The following is a 19,601-nucleotide window of genomic DNA, read 5'->3' as shown; positions in this document are numbered from 1 at the left end:
ATGCAAAATCCATTACTACTCGCTCTATAAAATTTAAATGAAAATACCATATCTTTTATTTTGTATCAAAATATCATTGCAGAAAAAAAATATAAAAGTAAAATTTCCATGATAAAGTTTTTTCTATGTAATATTTGTTTATATTTTCTTGCTCTTGCATGTTTTAATTTATTTGTATTTTTACAGGGAGTTAGAATTAATTATTCATATTCTGTACCAATAGAAATTTAGAAGATAAATTACTTTCAGAAAAAGTTACGAAAGAAAGAGCTTATGAAAATTTATCTTCTAGACGCACCACCTATCGTTAAGATATTTATTGAAAATAAACCCTAGATTGGCTTGGTGGTCCTCTCCCTTTGTTTAAAATCATTATAATTGTTTTTGGTAAGGTGATTCATATAACTGAAAATGGTATCAATATTAATGATCGTTTATTGAAATATGAGTTTTGTTAAACTTATTCTAGCTTTTAAGAATTGAGATTTTAATCATATTTTTAAAATATATCTCATTCTTAATGCAAATGTCCTTTTGACAATTTTATATAAGCTATACACCTGTTCTATATAATTAAATTATTTATGATAAGAAAATTACTTCATCCAAAATGAAATATTCCCGCTCCTAAATACTCATATTTAAAATTCGCTTAAATTCTTCATATGAGGTCAAAGAGTATGTATTGTGATACATTTTAATGATAGGAAACATGCAAGAGAAAATATTTCCAAAGACATGTGCGAGATCATGTGAAAAGCTAATTTTGTTCTATGAATGATCCTTTCATCTTTATAGGGGTAGACTCAATAACGAACTGTATGACTTTTGTGGATTGTAATGTGAGATATCTTGACAGTTCGTAGAGGAGATATTGCTTTAAAATTGGGATATATAGCTAAAATAATATCTTCCGAAATCACGAGTTATAAAAAATTATCACTCTTAAATTCTTGATTTTTGATTCCATATTCATAACCCATTTGCTCGTGGATTATTGATCAAAACTCAGCGACATTAGATTTTTAATCTGAAAAAATAACAATAAAGATATTATTTCTATTAATGTGTTTTTTTTGAGTTGCAATCTTAATTGTCTACATTTACTGGATAGAAGGTCTTTTAGAAACGTCTAAATAAAGAGGCCGCGCGGGGATTGATTTTAGAGTATTTTCGCTTTTTATTTAAGAATATGGTACCATTATGATTATTTCCTCGACATTTGATTACCGCAAAGCAGCAAGCCGTCGACTTCCTCCTTTTCTTTTTCACTATATCGACGGAGGAGCCTATGCTGAGGAAACAATGAGACGTAATTGTACAGATCTTCAAGAGCTTGCACTACGTCAAAGGGTTCTAAGGCAGATTGGTGAAGTTGATCTTTCAACCAAACTTTTTGATCAGACACTTGATTTACCAATTGTACTCGCACCTGTTGGATTAACAGGCATGTATGCCCATCGTGGTGAAGTAAAAGCTGCGCGAGCAGCTGTTGCAAAAGGTATTCCTTTTACCCTATCCTCCGTTTCAGTTTGCTCTATTGCAGAAGTGCACAAAGCAGTTGGAAATGCATTTTGGTTTCAACTTTATGTTCTCAAAGATCGCGGTTTCATGCGTGATGCATTAGAGCGCTCTTGGACATCTGGTGTGCGTACTTTAGTTTTCACAGTTGATATGCCAGTTCCTGGTGCACGTTATCGTGATGCACATTCAGGAATGTCTGGGCCTTATGCTAAATTACGCCGTATTTTACAAGCTTTTACCCATCCATATTGGGCTTGGAATGTTGGTCTTATGGGACGTCCACATGATCTTGGAAATGTTTCTGCCTATCTGAAAAAGAAAATTGCATTAGATGATTATGTTGGTTGGCTTGGTGCAAATTTTGATCCATCAATTGGTTGGCAAGATCTGCAATGGATTCGAGATTTTTGGAAGGGAAAAATGATTTTGAAAGGTATTCTCGACCCAGAAGATGCACGAGAAGCCGTAAAATTTGGCGCAGATGGTATTGTTGTTTCCAACCATGGGGGACGTCAACTTGATGGTGTGCTGTCAACTGCACAAGCATTGCCAAAAATTGCAGAAGCCGTAAAAGGCGATTTAACTATTTTAGCAGATTCCGGTGTTCGTTCTGGGCTTGATGTTGTACGCATGATAGCACAAGGTGCCGATGCCGTTATGATTGGTCGTGCTTTTGTTTATGCGCTTGCTGCAGCAGGTGAGAAAGGTGTTGCGCATCTCCTCGATCTCTTTGCAAATGAAATGCGAGTTGCCATGATATTAACTGGTGTACGCACAATGAAAGAAATCACACGTAAGAGTTTAGCAACTACAGATGCTCTTATTCAATGAAGAAATATATTTTGTATTACGACAAACTCATAGGTTGAAAGCTATAAAAGTGTAGTTTAGTAGATTTCTATATGTCTCGTGTTTTTCTCCATCCTCAATAATTTATGCTGCTTTTTAGCTGGGATTTATAATGCTTTGAATTAACAGACATTTTTAGATTCAATTTTATGTGTTTATATATTATCTCATTGCTAAAATAGCTTTCGTTAAACTTTCTCAATTGGATTTATAACTTTCTAAAATATTCACTTTGCCTCCACTACAAGCTGCCCTACCTAGTGTTGCTAAAGATAAATTTTGTATAATACATTGTTTTATAAAGATAAATTATTATTTTATATGTTAAATGAGAAACTCGAATATAGTAAGGTTATTTTATTTCAAATCTTTTTTATCACAAAAAAACAAAGACCATTTTCTTGTTCTCACAAATGAAAGCGATCTAAGAATAAAACAACTCTAAAAAGCAGAAAGTTATAAATTGTCCTCAATACAGGAAGCTATCTAAAACATTGGAAGGTAAAAAATAGAATGATGACATCACTTTGTACTTTGCACAAGTAGGGCTGGTGGTGTGCAGCAAGTATTTATGTTATACTCTTTACGATAACCGTTCAAAACAAGCTTTAGAGTGACAAAAGAGAGCTCCTTTTAATAGAAACGACGTTGAAAGAGCAATAATATTTTCTACACTAACTTGCTTATCATTTTTCTTCTTATACTTGAAACTCATAATCTCAAAAATATTCTCTTTAAAGTTAAAGTATCGCAATGCGCATTAAGCAATATCTAAACCATTTGATATATCTTCAAATGCATTATGCATGAGAATAAGAAGTTGCATATTTATTATACAAAAATACTTTCTATAATTTTTATTGTTTAAAAGAGGACTGTTTTTTAATCAAAATGACTGCTCTATTAAGAATAAAAACTAGAATAATTTCTTTCCCTTAATCGAATAAAAACGAGTTTTTCCAGCTTAAAGCTATAATCGTAGCTTATAGAGACGTATTACCGTTTCGCCATAAAAACGTTCATCATCAAGGTAAAATATATCAGGTAAATGAATAACTACCTCTTTCTTTTCTTCAAGCACAAAAAGTGCATCAGCTTTTGCCCACCCTCCTCTCAGAGCCTCTACAAAAGCATGTTCTCCCAAACAATGCCCATAAGGAGGATCCGCAAAAATAACATCAAATGGAATCATTGTACCAATATTGCCGAGCTTGGTTGCATCACGACGCAAAATACGCCCAATTGACTGCAAATCAAAAGCTTCGATATTTTTTTGAAGTAGTCCACGTCCTTCAACTGAATTTTCAACAAAAACAGCAGCCTTTGCACCACGAGATAAAGCCTCTATGCCTAAAGCACCAGTTCCAGCAAAAAGATCAAGAATACGTTTGTTGTCCCAAAATTGTTGTTCTCGACTAGTAAGAATATTAAAAAGGCTTTCGCGTACACGATCACTTGTGGGACGAATCGACTGATCAACAGGCGTAAATAAACCCCGCCCAGCAAATTTACCGCCGATGATCCGCACGAGAACCTCCAAATCGCTTCGATTTTTTTGTATCATCACTATACGCTTTAGATTTTTTCATAGTACCATTAAATGATTTCGCTCTTTGCTTACTCTCAAAAGAACGCTCATCATAATCGCCTTTCATAACTTTTCCTCCTTTCTTGAAAAAACGATCCTTCCTTCCAGAAATATGTACCTCACCAGAAAATGTTTGGTCACGTTTTTGATCAAAACCAACCTCTCTGATTTCCCGCAACGGAACTTCTGATGGCTTTCTCTTATCTTTATGGATAGACTTTTTATGTGCTAAATCACTCTTTTTATTATGTGCTAAATCACTCTTATGATCATGAGGAATATTCTTACTGTGGAAAGAATTCTTACGTGCACTTTGCGGACGTGCACCAGGTGCCATCCAAACATTAGAACGGCGAGAACGAGGCAAAGAACGCTCTGCTTTTCCGTTCTCATTTTGATCCTTGTGCATAAATTTTTCATCAGATTTAGTATCAAATTGTGCTGGAAAACGCTTAGCAGAACCACCTTTCTGTTTGTGCTGCTTACTCCCTCCGCTTGAAAAAATCCAACCATCATTTGCGACAGTAGAATCTTTATCATCTTGTTTTTTCGCAATAACCTTAGAATTTAAAAAAGGCTTAAGGATAGGAGAATCAAAATCTGCATTAGCTTGCATAATTAAACGCTCACCCAATTGCTCACGTAACATCCGACCTTTTATCTCACGAACCTCCCCTTCTTCTAAATCAGAGAGTTGAAATGGACCATAAGATACACGAATTAAACGATTAATTGATAATCCTAATGCGCCCAAAACTTTCTTTATTTCACGATTTTTTCCTTCACGTAAAGCAACAGAAAGCCACATATTCGCCCCCTGTTCACGTTCAATTGATGCTTCAATAGAACCATAGAAAATACCATCAATTGCTATGCCATTTTTAAGATTATCAAGCGCGTCTTGTTTTACACGTCCATGAGCACGAACCCTATATTTACGCACCCATCCCGTTAATGGAAGCTCTAATACACGTGCTAAACCACCATCATTGGTTAACAGTAAAAGCCCTTCCGTGTTTATGTCAAGTCTACCCACAGAAAGAACACGAGGCATTTCTTTCGGCAAATTACTAAATACCGTTGGTCTACCTTCAGGATCACGGTTAGTGGTAACAAGCCCTGCAGGCTTGTGATAAAGCCATAATCGCGTTCGTTCCGTAGGAGACAAAGTTTTACCATCAACTTTAATAACATCAGAGCGAGTAACATTAAAAGCAGGCGTTGTCACAACTTTACCATTAACAACAATACGACCTGCAAAAATCATCATTTCTGCATCACGACGCGAAGCAACACCAGCACGTGCTAGTCTCTTGGCAATCCGCTCACTTTCACTGTTTTCATTCATTTGCTCTTTACACCAATCTCTTCTACTATGTTCAGCAAATCATTTACCCATACTATCCCGCTTATCTTGAAAAAGGGGAGTAACACAATCATTTTCTATCCTTTAGCAGTAATTATCATTTTCTATCTTTTAGCAATAATAATATACTGGTTTATTTACAAATCGATTTTAAACATTAAAAAACAATACTCCATCATTGTAAGCCTATTCATTTATCGTATTTCTTTCTATAGAGAAGCCTTTTAAACTTCCTACACTTTAGTGGAAAAAATTCTATGATTTTGACTCCTATGGAAATAGCCCTTGAAGAAGCACAATGGGCAAACGAAAAAGATGAAATACCGGTAGGCGCCGTTATCACACGAGGTAAAACAATCATTGCACGCGCTGGCAACTACACAAAAGCCGCATATGACCCTACAGGACATGCAGAAATGCGTGTCATCCGCAGAGCCTGCGAGATATTTCAAAGCGAAAGGCTTACCGATTGCGACCTTTATGTAACGCTTGAACCTTGTGCTATGTGTGCTGCTGCCATTTCATTCGCACGCATAAAGCGCCTTTACTATGCCACAAATGATCCAAAAGGAGGTGCCATTGAACACGGCCCACGCCTTTATCGGCAACCAACATGCCACCACAAACCTGAGGTTTACTCTGGTTTCAAGGAAAAAGAAGCTGCACAACTTCTTAAAGATTTTTTTGCACAAAAGCGACGTTAAAAACCACCTCTATTCTTATTCATAACGCCCCCTTCACTTTAACATAGTACCATATTTCTTTAAAAAACCACCAGCTCTTTTTATCCAACCTCCTTTAGAGGCATTATCACGCTCTCTTAATGCTTCGCTTTACCCTGTTGACCAACCAGTACAATTTTTGCTGATTGACGATAACTTAAAGGCGGCTCAGTGAGATATCAACGATATTTCGCACTTCCAACTTGTGCTCTCTGACGACGTAAATATTCTTGTCTTTGCTTCTCATTCAACTGCAAAACACTTTTATTTCTGGGCGAACTAGAAATATCAGTATGGACATTACTAGGATATTGCTTTCGTGTTGTCTTTTTACCAAAAGAATTATCCTGTATCATCTCTTGCTGAGGTATTGGTAAAACGAGGTGCGAACTAGGTTTCACCTCTACAAGTTCCGGACGAGGTTTCATAACAAGCTGGCTGTTATTATTTTTTGTCTTTAATGAGCCAATGTTAGCAATATCTTCAAAAAATTGCAAAGAAACCACCTTCCCTGTACCATAGGTGGGAGCAGATAAATTACACCCTGTTAAAACAACGCACAAACCTAAAATGCTGATTAATAATATTTTCACTTCACGTTTTTTCACTGCTTATCACACTCCCCTCAGCATATGGGTGATTGACACTCCAGCGCTTTAGTGTGAGGCCCAACCCCATAACCAAATTTTCCCTATAGATAAAACAAAGGTTTTTTTCAGTATCATAAAAAAACATACGTATCAATGAAAGAATTCAAATGATAACAATGCTATTTACAATCCTGCATTGTTTTCACTCATTTTAAATTTTTCCGAGTTTCTGTAATTCTCGTAAAGCAGCTGCATCGCGAGCAGAAACATCAGGATAAGTTGGATCACTCCCAACATCTTGTGTATAACGCCATGATCGAGCACATTTTTTACCTAAAGCCTTCCCTGGATAAACACCAACGCCTTCCACATCACTTAGAGTAAAAGCATCTGCGGGTGATTCATCTTGTCTGATTGTTAGGGCACTGGTAATACAAATTTCTGCCATGTCTAAATTTTCTAATGCCTCCAGTAAAGCCGGATTAGAAATAAAAACAATAGGTGCTGCTTCTAGAGACGATCCAATACGTTTTTCCGCTCGTTCTAATTCTAAAGCACCTGTCACAACTTTACGCACCTGCCGAATTTTCTTCCAACATTCAGCCAAAGATTCGTTTTGCCATTCTTCCCGCACAGGGCGAAACTGTTCTAAATGGACTGAATGGCTTTCTGGATAACGCTCCAACCAAGCTTCTTCCATTGTAAAAGGCAACATAGGAGCAAGCCATGTTACCATTCGTTCAAAAATTTCACGGACGACTTGCAAGGAAGCTTTACGCTTTTTTGATGAAGGTGCATCACAATAAAGAGAATCTTTACGGATATCAAAATAAAACGCTGACAATTCAGTGATCGAAAAATCTAATAATGCACGCATAATTTTCTTAAAATCAAACTCATCATATGCTCGATTAATTAATTGATCGAGTTCAAAAAGCCGATGCAATATAAATTTTTCAAGATCCGGTAATGTGCAATAAGATATTTCTTCTCCTTCATCATACACCAAAGTTCCAAGCATCCAACGAATTGCATTCCGTAGTTTACGATAGGAATCTACACTTGTTTGAAGAATTTTTTTGCCCAAACGCTGATCTTCCCAATAATCCGTTGTCATAACCCAGAGACGAAAAATATCAGCACCAGATGTTTTAATGATCTCTTGTGGAACAACCGTATTGCCCAAGGATTTAGACATTTTCTTGCCGTTCTCATCCAAAGTAAAACCATGTGTGATCACTGTCTTATAAGGAGAACAAGCACGCGTACCGCAACTTTCTAAAAGAGAAGCTTGAAACCACCCGCGATGCTGATCAGAACCTTCAAAATAAACGTCAGCAGGCCATTTCAAATCATCTCGATCTTCTAATACAAAACTATGGCTCGCTCCAGAATCAAACCAAACATCAAGAATATCACGAACCTGAACCCAAGGTTCATGTGCACGTTCACCTAAAAAACGCTCACGTGCCCCTTCAGCAAACCACGCATCAGCCCCCTCTGTTTCAAAAGCCTGCAAAATACGCTCATTGACTCGCTCATCTTTAAGAATAACGCCATCTTCATCAGCAAAAATACAAATAGGAACCCCCCAAGATCTCTGGCGAGAAAGAACCCAATCAGGACGATCTGTTATCATAGAAGCTAAACGATTTTGACCAGAAGAAGGAACAAAACGCGTCATTGAAATAGATTTTAAAGCACGACTCCGTAAAGTTGAACCATCTCCAAAATCTTTATCCATTGAAATAAACCATTGTGGTGTATTACGGAAAATAACTGGTTTTTTTGAACGCCAACTATGAGGATAAGAATGCTTTAAACGACCACGTGCGAACAACCGATCTGCCTTCATTAAAGCGTTTATAACCTCTCTATTGGCATCACCCATTTTTCCATTATCATCAATAACACGTGCAGGTCCCCCTTCACGATCTGGACCAAAACCAGGAACCTCCTTCGTATAAAAACCAGCATCATCAACAGGAAATGGTATAGAAGAATCAATACCCGCCTGTTCTAGTAGAGGTTTATAAGCATTCCAAATTTCAAAATCCTCACGCCCATGGCTTGGCGCTGTATGAACAAAACCTGTACCAGCACTATCTGTTACGTGCAAACCATCAAGCAATGCAATTTTATAATTATACCCCCCAGCCAAACCTTTCAGTGGATGAGCAAGAACGAGCGTTTTAAGCTCGTCAACAGAAACAGCACGCAAACGCTTCAAAATAAGTTTTGCTTTTTCTGCACAACTCATGGCTAGTGCATCAGCAAAAAGAAGCTTCTCTCCAGCTTGAGGACCAAAATCATTTTCTGCACTTTCAATTTCGTAAACACTGTAAGCAATCTGCGAAGAATAACTAACTGCACGGTTACCAGGAATTGTCCATGGAGTCGTTGTCCAAATTACAACAAAGGCATCATGTAAATCATGAGAATCTGTTTTAAGAATCGGAAATTTAACCCATATGACCTCTGATTCATGATCATGATATTCGATCTCTGCCTCAGCTAAAGCCGTACGCTCAACAACAGACCACATAACAGGTTTTGAACCACGATAAACCTGATCTGACATAACAAATTTCATCAACTCGCTGGCAATACGTGCTTCTGCATGAAACGCCATTGTGGTATAGGGACTGTTAAAATCTCCCACGATACCTAGACGTTTAAACTCTTCACTTTGAACACTTATCCAATGTTGTGCAAATTCACGACATTCTTGACGAAATTCATTAAAAGGAACATCGTCTTTATTTTTTCCCCGTGCACGGTATTTTTCTTCAATCTTCCATTCAATCGGAAGCCCATGGCAATCCCAACCAGGAACATAATTTGCATTAAAACCACGCATTTGAAATGAACGGACAATCACATCCTTGAGAACTTTGTTCAAGGCATGACCAATATGAATATTCCCATTTGCATAAGGTGGGCCATCATGAAGAATGTAAAGTGGACGCTCCTTAGCTTGCTGACGCAATTTTGCATAAAGCCCCATCTCTTCCCACCGCGCCATCAGTTCAAGCTCTTTCTGCGGCAGCCCTGCACGCATAGGAAAATTTGTTTGTGGTAGATAAAGAGTTTTTGAATAATCTATTGTTTCATTTTTCACAGTCATTGTGAAATATTCCTGTCCACTTTTACGATTTCATTTTTGCATAACTCCCCTGAACCCTGCAATTCTGGTTTTTTGATTTATAGGGAAAGCCAAACTCATCATTCGTATTAAGCAGCGATCAAGAAGATATATCATCACATTCCATGGGCTTTATCATGAAACTATCAAGAAAGGAAACCAAAAAATGATTCTTCTAAAAATAGAGACTCCACCAGTGGTGGAGTCTCTTAACAATTTAATATTATCCTCAATTAGAATTTGTAAGCTACACCAACACGGAAATCATTTGTTTTGTAACTTATTTCAAGTTTTTCCTTTGCAAATTTCTTTTTACCGAAATCAGAGTAACGATATTCAGCACGCACAATGAGATTGTCTAACATCGCAAAGTCAATTCCACCACCAAGGGTATAACCAATCATTGTCTTTGTTTCATCGGTTAAGTTTTTAGAAGAAATCTCTCTTCCGCTTTCATTCTTAAATGATAACGATACAGTGTCTTGAAGCTGCGTATAAGCAATACCACCAGCAACATAAGGCATAAAGCGATCAGCAACAAAACCAATACGTACCCGTGTAGCACCAGCCCAATTTTGCTTTAAAGTATGGCTTAAAGTTTCAACTTCATCCTCTTGTTCGAGACCAAATTCAGAAGCTACCTTCTTCATTTCTTCTATACCATAGACACTAGTGCCATCCTTATTCGCAGCTTGCGCACTTGACGCACCACGTTCAGGCATACCCAATGCACCATGCGGGCGAGCACTGCCACCATGTGGATTGCTAGCAGCATGCGGATGAGCACCAACGCCGTGCCCAGCAGGATGACCAGCATTTTGTCCAGAACCATGATGAACATGGTGCGAATGAGGACTCTGTGCACCGCTACTAGATCCACTAGGATTACCCTGTACAGCCCCATTGCCAACGGATGAAGCTGATTTTGATGAATCTGACTCTTCTGATGAGGCCGACCTTGCAAGTGTCAGCGGCATTCTCGCTGATGTAGTTCCTGAATTCCTTGATGCTGATGTATTTGTTGCCTCCGATTTTGCAGGTGCAGATGCTGCAGGTTTTTCAGATGCTGGCTTTTCTAGCACTGGCTGTGCAGGCGCTGGTTTTGCAGCGGCTGTCTGTACGGGCGCTGGATTTGTATCTGCTGGTTTTGCGGGCGCTGGTTTTGCGGGCGCTGGTTTTGTAGCTGCTGGCTTTGCTGCTGATCCATTTAATAATGTTGTATCTTTTTGTGTCCCTGTTGATGGCGTTACTGCTGCAGATCTACGAGATCTTACCACTGCGCTATCTACTGCAGAAGTTTCAGATGCGCCTATAGTTATGGTCTTTGTGTGTTTTTTTCCAGACCACATTAAATCTGTATCGATACCAAAAACGAAGTTATCGCCAAGATCAATATTGGAACCTGCGTAGAAACCACCTTCAACCCCTGAAAGATTAGGTGATAAATCCTTGCTCAGTGGTATCGTTTTTTGTTCACCAATAATATTCATATCGGTTTTACTTGAAAAACTACCAGCTTGAGCACCAAAGTAAAAGCCTGTCCATGTAAAAGCAGGCGCCACAAAAGCTGACGAAGCCTCTGGCATTGGTTTATGAGGAACCATGACATCCGCAGCATGAGCCGCAGAAGCTGAAATTAAAGCAAAAATAGATGCCGTTATTAACCGTTTCGTATTCATAAAAAATCTCCAAATATCCAAAACGAATTGTTTATAGTGCATCCACTTTAAAAGATCTGTAGCAAAAATATCACATCCACAAAAAATAAAGGCCCCATCAAAGACAGGGCCTCTTTAAAAATTAATTTCTAATTAATAGTTCAATTTCGCGCTCAATTGAAGTCAATTCTGCACTAAACTGGAACACTTAATTAGAATTTGTAAGCTACACCAACACGGAAATCATTGGTTTTATAGCTAAGTTTATCTCCATCTTTTTCAAATGCTTTTTTACCGAAATCTGAGTAACGGTATTCTGCACGCAAGAGAACATTATCAGCCATAGAAAAATCAACACCACCACCAATGGTAAAACCAACAAATGTCTTTGTTCTATCAAATTTTTCAGAAGCTTCATCGCTTTTTGCAGCATTATTCGCCACATCCACTGAACCGCTAGCTTGCACCTGCGCATAGGCAACACCACCAGCAACATAAGGCATAATGCGTTCAGCAGCAGCAAAACCAACACGTACTCGTGTAGCACCAGACCATTTTTCTTTTAAAGTGATACTACCAGTAATCTTCTCTGGAGCACTAGGTTTCTCACCTTCAGGTTTGTCATCTGCGGCTTTTCTAGCTTTACTAGGTTCTCCGCCTTCAGAACCTCCAGGTTTTCCAGGTTTTTCACCTTCAGAACCTCCAGGTTTTCCAGGTTTTCCAGGTTTTCCACCTTCTGGATTTCCAGGTTTTTCACCTTCTGGGTTTTCAGGTTTTTCTCCCTCTGGATTTCCAGGTTTTTCTCCCTCTGGATTTCCAGGTTTTTCTCCCTCTGGATTTCCAGGTTTTTCACCTTCTGGCTTCTCTGGATTGCTTACAAAAGAAACCTGTTTTGTTTCTCCTCGATCAGCCCAAACTGCATCGGTTTCAACACCTAGAATCAGACCATTTCCAAGATCAATATTGGAACCCGCAAAAACTCCACCCATAAAACCTGAAGGCTGAGGTAGAAACTTTTCACTATATTTCTCTTTTGTCTCTGACACAACTGCTTCAGTTTTACTTGAAAAACCACCAATCTGACCACCAAGGTAAAAACCTGACCAAGAAAATGATGGGGCACTAATAACCGGTGGTGTTACTTCATGATGAACAACAACATCAGCAGCATGTGCTGCAGAAGCTGAAATCAAAGCGATAACAGAAGTCGTCATTAAAGATTTTATATTCATATATTTTGCTCCTTTTAATTATCGTGTGACATTAAACATTTATGTAAAATAAATCTGTAGTAAAAATATCACACTCTTAAAAATAAAGGCTCCGTCAAAGACGGAGCCTCTTAGAAACTTAATTTATTAATAATTGAGTTCTGCACTCATTGAAGTTAACCTTGTACTAAACTCAATTAGAATTTGTAGGCTACACCAACACGGAAATCATTGGTTTTGTAACTAAATTTGTCTTCACCTTTTACAAATGCTTTTTTACCAAAATCTGAGTAACGGTATTCCACACGCAAGAGAACATTATCAATCACAGAAAGGTCAATACCACCATCAATGGTAAAACCAACAAATGTCTTTGTGTCATCAAACATTTTAACAGCAGTTCCAAGATCCCCTTCTTTTGCAAAATTAACTGAATAGCTATCTTTTACCTGCGCATAGGCAACACCGCCAGCAACATAAGGCATAATGCGATCAGCAATAGCAAACCCCATACGTACTCGCGTAGCACCAGACCATTTTTCTTTCAAAGTGATACTACCACTAATCGTGTTATCCTCTAATACTGGTGTAGAAATTTCAATAAGATTCGCAATGTCCTTACCCTGAGAGTTATCCGTGTTAGCAGTGCCATGTTTATCAGTACTATTACTGTTCAAAAAAAAGAATGGTTTTGTTTGTTCTAGACCGACCCAATTTGCATCGGTTTCAACACCTAGAATCAGACCATTTCCAAGACCAACATTGAAACCTGCAAAAATGCCACTCATAAAACCTGAAGGCTGAGGTAGAAGCCTTTCACTATATTTCTCTTTTGTCTCTGACACAACTGTCTCAAATTTACTTGAAAAACCACCGATCTGACCACCAAGATAGAAACCTGACCAAGAAAATGATGGAGCATTAATAACCGGTGGTGTTACTTCATGAGGAATAACAACACCAGCAGCGTGTGTTGCAGAAACTAAAATCAAAGCGATAACAGAAGCCGTCATTAAAGATTTTATATTCATATATTTTGCTCCTTATTAATTATCGCTTGATATTAAACATTACACAAAAAAATATGTAGAAAAATAATACAGTTATAAAAATAGAGGCCCCATTCAGAGATGAGACCTCTTGAATTATGTTACTTTGAACAAGAAGCTTTCAGTCAAATAAATACATCAATAATTGATTTTCTAAATAAATTACTGCTTAGCATTTGTAAATTTCTTTTGATCAAAATCAATGCGTGATAACATTCCTCATACACAGAAAATTAACCATAGATATCGCCAAAAAACGCACTTCTTCGTAATTTACCTTATAATAAATTAAAATTTGTAAGCTACACCAACACGGAAATCATTGGTTTTGTAAGAAGTTTCATATTTATCGTTTGAAAATTTCTTTTTACCAAAATCTGAATAACGGTAGTCTGCACGGACAATAACATTATTGGTCATTGCCAAATCAACACCAGCGCCAAGAGTGTAACCAATAAATGATTTTGTTTCATCAGATAAGTTTCCAGAGACTATGACCTTATTTGTCTTTCCCTCTGTTATTGATACTGAAGTGATATCTTGAAGCTTTGTATAGGCAACACCACCAGCAATATAAGGCATAATGCGTTCAGCCGCAAAACCAATACGCACACGCGTAGCCCCAGCCCACTTCTCTTTAAAAGTAAAACTGCTCGTACGTTTGTCACCATGTCTTATTGCGTCTTTATCAAAATTAATACCAGCATCTTGCAGTATTTTTGCAATATAATTTAAATGATTTTCAGGAATAAAATATGATTTTCCTGTCTTCGTATTTTCTTTATTATGCCAAATAACATCTGTATCAACACCAAGAATAAGACCATTGCCAAGATCAATATTTGATCCCCCATAGATTCCTCCTATAAAACCTGAAAGCTTCGGCAAAAAATCGTTATTCACCGGAATGGTTTTTCCCTTAGAAAGAATATTCATCTTTGTTTTGCTCGAAAAACCACCAACCTGACCACCAAAGTAAAAACCTGTCCAAGAAAAAGTAGGGGCAACAATAGCCGGTGCAACAGGTGCAGGATTTGGGGGAACAATAACATCTGCTGCATGCGCTGCTGAAGCTGAAACAAAAGCAAAAGCAGAAGCTGTTATTAACCATTTTATTTTCATATTTTCTCTCCGCTGAATATTAAACTCGCCACTCTATATAGAGCCCCAACTCTAGATATCTGTAGTAAAAATGACACACTCATAAAAAATACATGCATCTTCACCTCTTGCAAAACGCACCTCACCCAATTTTTAGAAAAATATCCCTAGATTTAACCATCACACTACCCGATCAATAACTTGACCTTTCAAATTTCTTTCTCTCATGACAAAACCACCTCTACAAAAAAATTGTGAATAAACAACACCAAGATTCTATTTTTAAAATACCTCCCCTCCTTTAAGATTTACTTCTTACCGAAAATAAAACATATCTCTTAACATCACTGTCGCACTAACTAAAAACTCATTGGACTCCTCCCAAACAGATTTGGTCGCCTTCCGTTGTTTCGAGATCTCGGACCTCTTTTTCTATGCGAAGATGGCGCTGCTACTAACTCAACAGCTGTTGATCTGTAACAATTATCAATACAAGAAGATTCTTTTTGAAAAACTTCAGATAAAACATTGCAAACCCGATTACCAAAAGAAAAGTCTTCAGAAGAGATAGCTGAAGGTGTTCTCTCTGCTAACTTTTGGACAACGACAAAGCTCGCTCCTTGTGCTGCAGAAATTGAAGCAAAAGTAGCGAAAGTTGCAATAAAATATTTTATGTTCATAAATTTATCTCCATATAAATATCCATAATGGATTTTATAATAGTGCTCTAGTTTCCAATTTCCATAGAGAAACAATACACTTAATAGATAAAAATGAGACTGCTACCGAAATGGAGCTTTGTAGTTCTTTAATTTTAAAATAAAAAAAAATTTAAGTTGTACAAACCCAGACATCACTGGTTTTATAATAAACAACCATACAATACACATAAAAAACTAGCCGCATAAATATTCACCAAAGCACTTTTTTAACAAAGATATTTCTCATCAGAATACTAAGTTCTCCCTTGCCCTATACTATTTCGACAGTGCTCGTATAGCAAACCTTCTAATAAAATTATTTATTCTTCTGCTACTACCTGTCCCTTTTAAGAAAACTTAAAATAAAGACAATTACAAACATAAAAAGTACATATTTATAACGGAGATTGTACTGCAAAAGCCTCAAATTAAACAGAACTCATAACACTAAGAATTACGATCCATAACGTTATTCATCAAAATAGATAAGAAAAATAAAAAATGTGAGCATCCATATTATGGGAGTATATTGCTCTGTTGCGTCCTTAACTTTCACTTCCTGCTATAAAATAATAGCTTGGTTTACAAAGATAATTCATCTTTCTTCTTGTTGAAGTAGGACCACTAATACCGTAAATTGCTCTTCTTTCAAATCATTTTCATAGTAAAATAATATCATTGCATGTCAGAAATGTGATAAGTGTATAGATAAAAATCTCTTTTAAAGAAAGGATAAATACTTCACCGCTTTAATGCAATAACTCTTGCAACATTGGAAACTGGTAAAAAAGTGCTATCTCATTTCTTCACAATAATTTATCTCTTCCAATAATTAAGGGATACTACCTACACTCATCTATCATTAAATTGATTGCTCTTGATAAAGTATTTGCTAACAATAACTCATGTCGTAGACCTAACAGACAAGTTCTGAATTTTCAGCTTAATTTATATTTTTACTGGTTGATACAAAAATAGAAATAACATCGTGTTTTAAGCTATTGATAATGCCGTAAAACATCATCTCAAAGAGCAATGTTTACGGCATTATCGATAATTCTTTCTGCTCTGGTTTAAAAAAGTTTCTAAACTCAGCTATGTGCAAAAATATCAACCTCAGACCATCCTAAAAGATCAAGCTTTGCCCTCATAGGTAAAAATTGAAAACATGCCTTTGCAACATTCTCCCGTTCTTCACGTTTTAGGCGTTCTTCAAATATATCTTTTAAACGATGTAAATATAAAACATCTGAAGCAGCATATTCGATTTGCGCACGTGATAAAGTTTCAGCAGCCCAATCCGAAGATTGCTGCTGCTTAGAAATATTCACATTCAGCAATTCACCGCAAACTTCCTTTAATCCATGACGGTCCGTATAGGTACGCGTAAGTTTCGAAGCAATTTTTGTACAAAAAACAACTTCTGGCATAACACCAAATGTATGTGCTAAGATAGAAAGATCAAAACGCCCAAAATGAAATATTTTGGTGATAGCCTTATCCTCAAGCAATTTAACCAAATTCGGCGCACTCTTTTGCCCTTTAGCAATCTGTATAACGTCAGCAGTGCCATCTCCAGAAGAAAGCTGAACAACACATAAACGATCACGATACGGTTGTAATCCTAAAGTTTCAGTATCAACAGCAACAGCATCAACTTGATAATTGTCTAGGTTTGGCAAATCACCTCGATGAACACGAATCTCAGTCATTTACCCTCCTATTATTTGAAAAAGCTGCAAGAATACGCGCCCAAGACCGCTGCCCCTTATGAAACGACTTTAAATTATACTTTTCATTAGGAGAATGAATACGATCATCATATAATGCAAATCCAACCAGAACAGACTCCATATCAAGAATTGACTGAAAATCTCCAACAACCGGAATTGATCCCCCCACAGCATCAAGTATAGCAGGATTGCTCCATTCTTGCGATAAAGCTTCTTTTGCTGCCTTGATAAAAGGTGAATCATAAGGAATTTGAATTGCAGAAGAACCACCATGCTCTTTAAATTCAACAGTACAATCAGCAGGAAGTAGACTGCACACATAATGACGGAAAGCTTGACGTATCTTCTCTGGATCTTGCTTATGCACTAAACGAAAAGATACTTTCGCATTCGCTTGAGAAGCAATAACCGTCTTTATTCCTTCTCCTGCATAACCACCACTAATCCCATTAACTTCTGCAGTAGGACGCGCCCATACAAGTTCTAAAATGCTCCGTCCTCTTTCACCAACAGGAATCGAAAGTCCTATAGGACCAAGAAAATTTTCAGCAGTACAATTCAGCGCATTCCAAGACTGCAAAATCTGTGAAGGTGTTTCTTCAACCCCATCATAAAAACCTGGAAGCGTTACACGACCATTGTCATCATGAAGCCCTGCTAATATTTTCGTTAAAATATGAATAGGATTAGCAGCTACCCCTCCAAAAGCACCAGAATGCAAATCACGATCGGCTGCTGTAATCGTAACTTCTTCTCCTAGAATTCCCCGAAGAGCAATACAAACAGATGGCGTATCTGCATTCCACATTGCTGTATCACAAACCAACGCACAATCAGCCTTAAGCTCATCCCTATTTTCTTTTAAAAAAGGAACGAGAGACGAAGAGCCACTTTCCTCTTCACCCTCAAATAAAACTGTAACTTTAACAGGAAGCTGCCCCGTTTCTTTCTTAAATGCACGACACGCTTCAACAAATGTCATGAGCTGACCTTTGTCATCGGAAGCTCCACGAGCACAAATTATCTTTTCTCCATTTTTCTCTTTTAAAGAAGGAGTAAATGGATCATGCTCCCATAAGCTCAACGGATCAACAGGTTGAACATCATAATGTCCGTAAAATAATACATGCGGACAATCATCCGAAGGCCCTGGATGATGCCCAACAACCATTGGATGACCAGGTGTATCTCGACGTGAAGCTTCAAAACCTATGCTTTTTAAATCCTCTACTAACCAATCAGCTGTTTGACGACATGCATCCTTATAAGCCGAATCTGTAGAAATCGATTGAAAACGTAAAAGACAAAAAAGGCGTTCAAGACTCTCTTCTATATTCTCATCAAGACATGTCAATACTTTATTCAGCACAAAAAAACCTCTCAATCCTTGCCTCAGTATAGAAATGACTTTAAGCTTCTTACAAGATTTTGCAAGATACCTTATTCATTTTTGACACTGTGGACAGTAAAAACTTGATCGCCCAGACTGTAAAATACGTACAATAGGCGTTCTACATTGCAAACATTCCTCGCCTTCTCGTCCATAAACAGAAAAAGCATGTTGAAAATAACCAAGTGAACCATCTACATGCACATAATCACGCAAAGAAGATCCACCAGACAAAATTGCTTCCGCAATAACATCACGTACATTCTGCGCTAAAGAATCTGCACACTTGCGTGCATGTACAGTTTTCAATGCTAATGTAAATGCACCACGCTGTGGAGACAAACAACTACGCCACAGCGCTTCGCAAACATAAATATTCCCAAGCCCTGCAACAATAGACTGATCAAGTAAAACACCTTTAAGGGATATTTTTTTATTAACGAAAGCCTCTTGTAAATAACGACCAGAAAACGCATTACTCATAGGCTCGAGCCCTAGTTTTTTCAAAAGCGGATGCTCATAAAGCCTGCCTGTATCGACTAAAAGCATAAATCCAAAACGACGAACATCATTATAAATAAGATGATAAATCTTGCCATCCTGTGCTTGAATATCCATGACAAAGTGATCGTGCTTAGCAAATTTTCCTGTAAGAGAAGATATTTTTCTGACAGAATTACCCTCTATGCGCCATGATCCTGACATTCCTAAATGGCTTAAAATCGTTTCATTCTGCGAAAGATGAAACAATAAATATTTTGCACGCCGACCAAGCTCCACGATCGTCTTCCCCATAAGGCGCTCACAAAACAACTCAGGAAAAGGAAATCGTAAATCTCTACGATTAAGCGTAACAGATATAATCTTTGCACCAGTTACAACTGGCTCCAACCCACGGCGAACAGTTTCTACTTCAGGAAGTTCAGGCATTTATCTTTTTAATCATTATGTGCGTTATAATTATGCGTTCCAAC

The 19,601-nt window shown here is 37.5% G+C and carries 13 protein-coding genes and 1 pseudogene; 2 read left to right on the top strand and 12 right to left on the bottom strand.

Translation table 11 applies throughout. From position 1 onward, the window contains the following. Positions 1-1,203: 1,203 nt before the first annotated feature. Complete coding sequence (lldD, locus tag ABID39_RS05370) at positions 1,204-2,355, top strand: FMN-dependent L-lactate dehydrogenase LldD (RefSeq protein ID WP_354186785.1); 1,152 nt, start codon at positions 1,204-1,206, stop codon at positions 2,353-2,355. A 988-nt stretch (positions 2,356-3,343) separates the two neighbouring features. On the opposite strand, the gene rsmD is transcribed toward lldD, so the two are convergent. Both rsmD and ABID39_RS05360 read right to left on the bottom strand, forming a co-directional pair. Next, complete coding sequence (gene rsmD / locus ABID39_RS05365; protein WP_354186817.1) at positions 3,344-3,901, bottom strand: 16S rRNA (guanine(966)-N(2))-methyltransferase RsmD; 558 nt, start codon at positions 3,899-3,901, stop codon at positions 3,344-3,346. Next, complete coding sequence (locus ABID39_RS05360) at positions 3,882-5,309, bottom strand: pseudouridine synthase (RefSeq protein WP_354186783.1); 1,428 nt, start codon at positions 5,307-5,309, stop codon at positions 3,882-3,884. Before ABID39_RS05360 ends, rsmD begins: the two co-directional genes overlap by 20 nt. Before the next feature lie 275 nt (positions 5,310-5,584). Between ABID39_RS05360 and ABID39_RS05355 the strand changes: the two genes are divergently transcribed. After that, positions 5,585-6,031 (top strand): nucleoside deaminase, encoded by a 447-nt coding sequence (locus tag ABID39_RS05355; RefSeq protein WP_354186781.1) that lies wholly within the window; start codon positions 5,585-5,587, stop codon positions 6,029-6,031. A gap of 116 nt (positions 6,032-6,147) precedes the next feature. Here the strand turns inward: ABID39_RS05355 and ABID39_RS05350 are convergent. From ABID39_RS05350 to mutM, 10 genes and pseudogenes are all read right to left on the bottom strand, one after another. Then, positions 6,148-6,657, bottom strand: a pseudogene (locus ABID39_RS05350) (hypothetical protein). Between the two features lie 193 nt (positions 6,658-6,850). Next, positions 6,851-9,766, bottom strand: a complete 2,916-nt coding sequence (gene ileS / locus ABID39_RS05345) for an isoleucine--tRNA ligase (protein ID WP_354186777.1) — start codon at positions 9,764-9,766, stop codon at positions 6,851-6,853. A gap of 251 nt (positions 9,767-10,017) precedes the next feature. Next, positions 10,018-11,463 (bottom strand): outer membrane protein, encoded by a 1,446-nt coding sequence (locus ABID39_RS05340; RefSeq protein ID WP_354186775.1) that lies wholly within the window; start codon positions 11,461-11,463, stop codon positions 10,018-10,020. Between the two features lie 191 nt (positions 11,464-11,654). Continuing rightward, on the bottom strand, positions 11,655-12,674 hold the full coding sequence (locus ABID39_RS05335; protein WP_354186773.1) for an outer membrane beta-barrel protein: 1,020 nt from the start codon (positions 12,672-12,674) through the stop codon (positions 11,655-11,657). 176 nt (positions 12,675-12,850) lie between these two features. Next, the gene (locus tag ABID39_RS05330) at positions 12,851-13,684 is read right to left on the bottom strand and encodes an outer membrane protein (RefSeq protein ID WP_354186771.1); all 834 of its coding nucleotides are present in this window, start codon (positions 13,682-13,684) and stop codon (positions 12,851-12,853) included. A gap of 306 nt (positions 13,685-13,990) precedes the next feature. After that, positions 13,991-14,824 carry an outer membrane protein gene (locus tag ABID39_RS05325; RefSeq protein ID WP_354186769.1) on the bottom strand — a complete coding sequence of 278 codons (834 nt, stop codon included), beginning with the start codon at positions 14,822-14,824 and terminating at the stop codon, positions 13,991-13,993. 338 nt (positions 14,825-15,162) lie between these two features. Next, positions 15,163-15,483, bottom strand: a complete 321-nt coding sequence (locus tag ABID39_RS05320; RefSeq protein WP_354186767.1) for a hypothetical protein — start codon at positions 15,481-15,483, stop codon at positions 15,163-15,165. Between the two features lie 1,112 nt (positions 15,484-16,595). Then, positions 16,596-17,216, bottom strand: a complete 621-nt coding sequence (locus tag ABID39_RS05315) for a ribonuclease D (RefSeq protein ID WP_354186765.1) — start codon at positions 17,214-17,216, stop codon at positions 16,596-16,598. Beyond that, positions 17,209-18,606: a M20/M25/M40 family metallo-hydrolase gene (locus ABID39_RS05310; protein WP_354186763.1), complete on the bottom strand. Its 1,398-nt coding sequence runs from the start codon at positions 18,604-18,606 to the stop codon at positions 17,209-17,211. Before ABID39_RS05310 ends, ABID39_RS05315 begins: the two co-directional genes overlap by 8 nt. Before the next feature lie 75 nt (positions 18,607-18,681). Beyond that, positions 18,682-19,557: a bifunctional DNA-formamidopyrimidine glycosylase/DNA-(apurinic or apyrimidinic site) lyase gene (gene mutM / locus ABID39_RS05305; protein WP_354186761.1), complete on the bottom strand. Its 876-nt coding sequence runs from the start codon at positions 19,555-19,557 to the stop codon at positions 18,682-18,684. Between the last annotated feature and the right edge of the window lie 44 nt (positions 19,558-19,601).

Source organism: Bartonella japonica, assembly GCF_040545385.1.
GTDB classification, from domain to species: Bacteria; Pseudomonadota; Alphaproteobacteria; order Rhizobiales; family Rhizobiaceae; genus Bartonella; species Bartonella japonica.
Note: the sequence above shows the minus strand (reverse complement) of the source record. Positions and strands in the feature narration are given on the sequence as shown.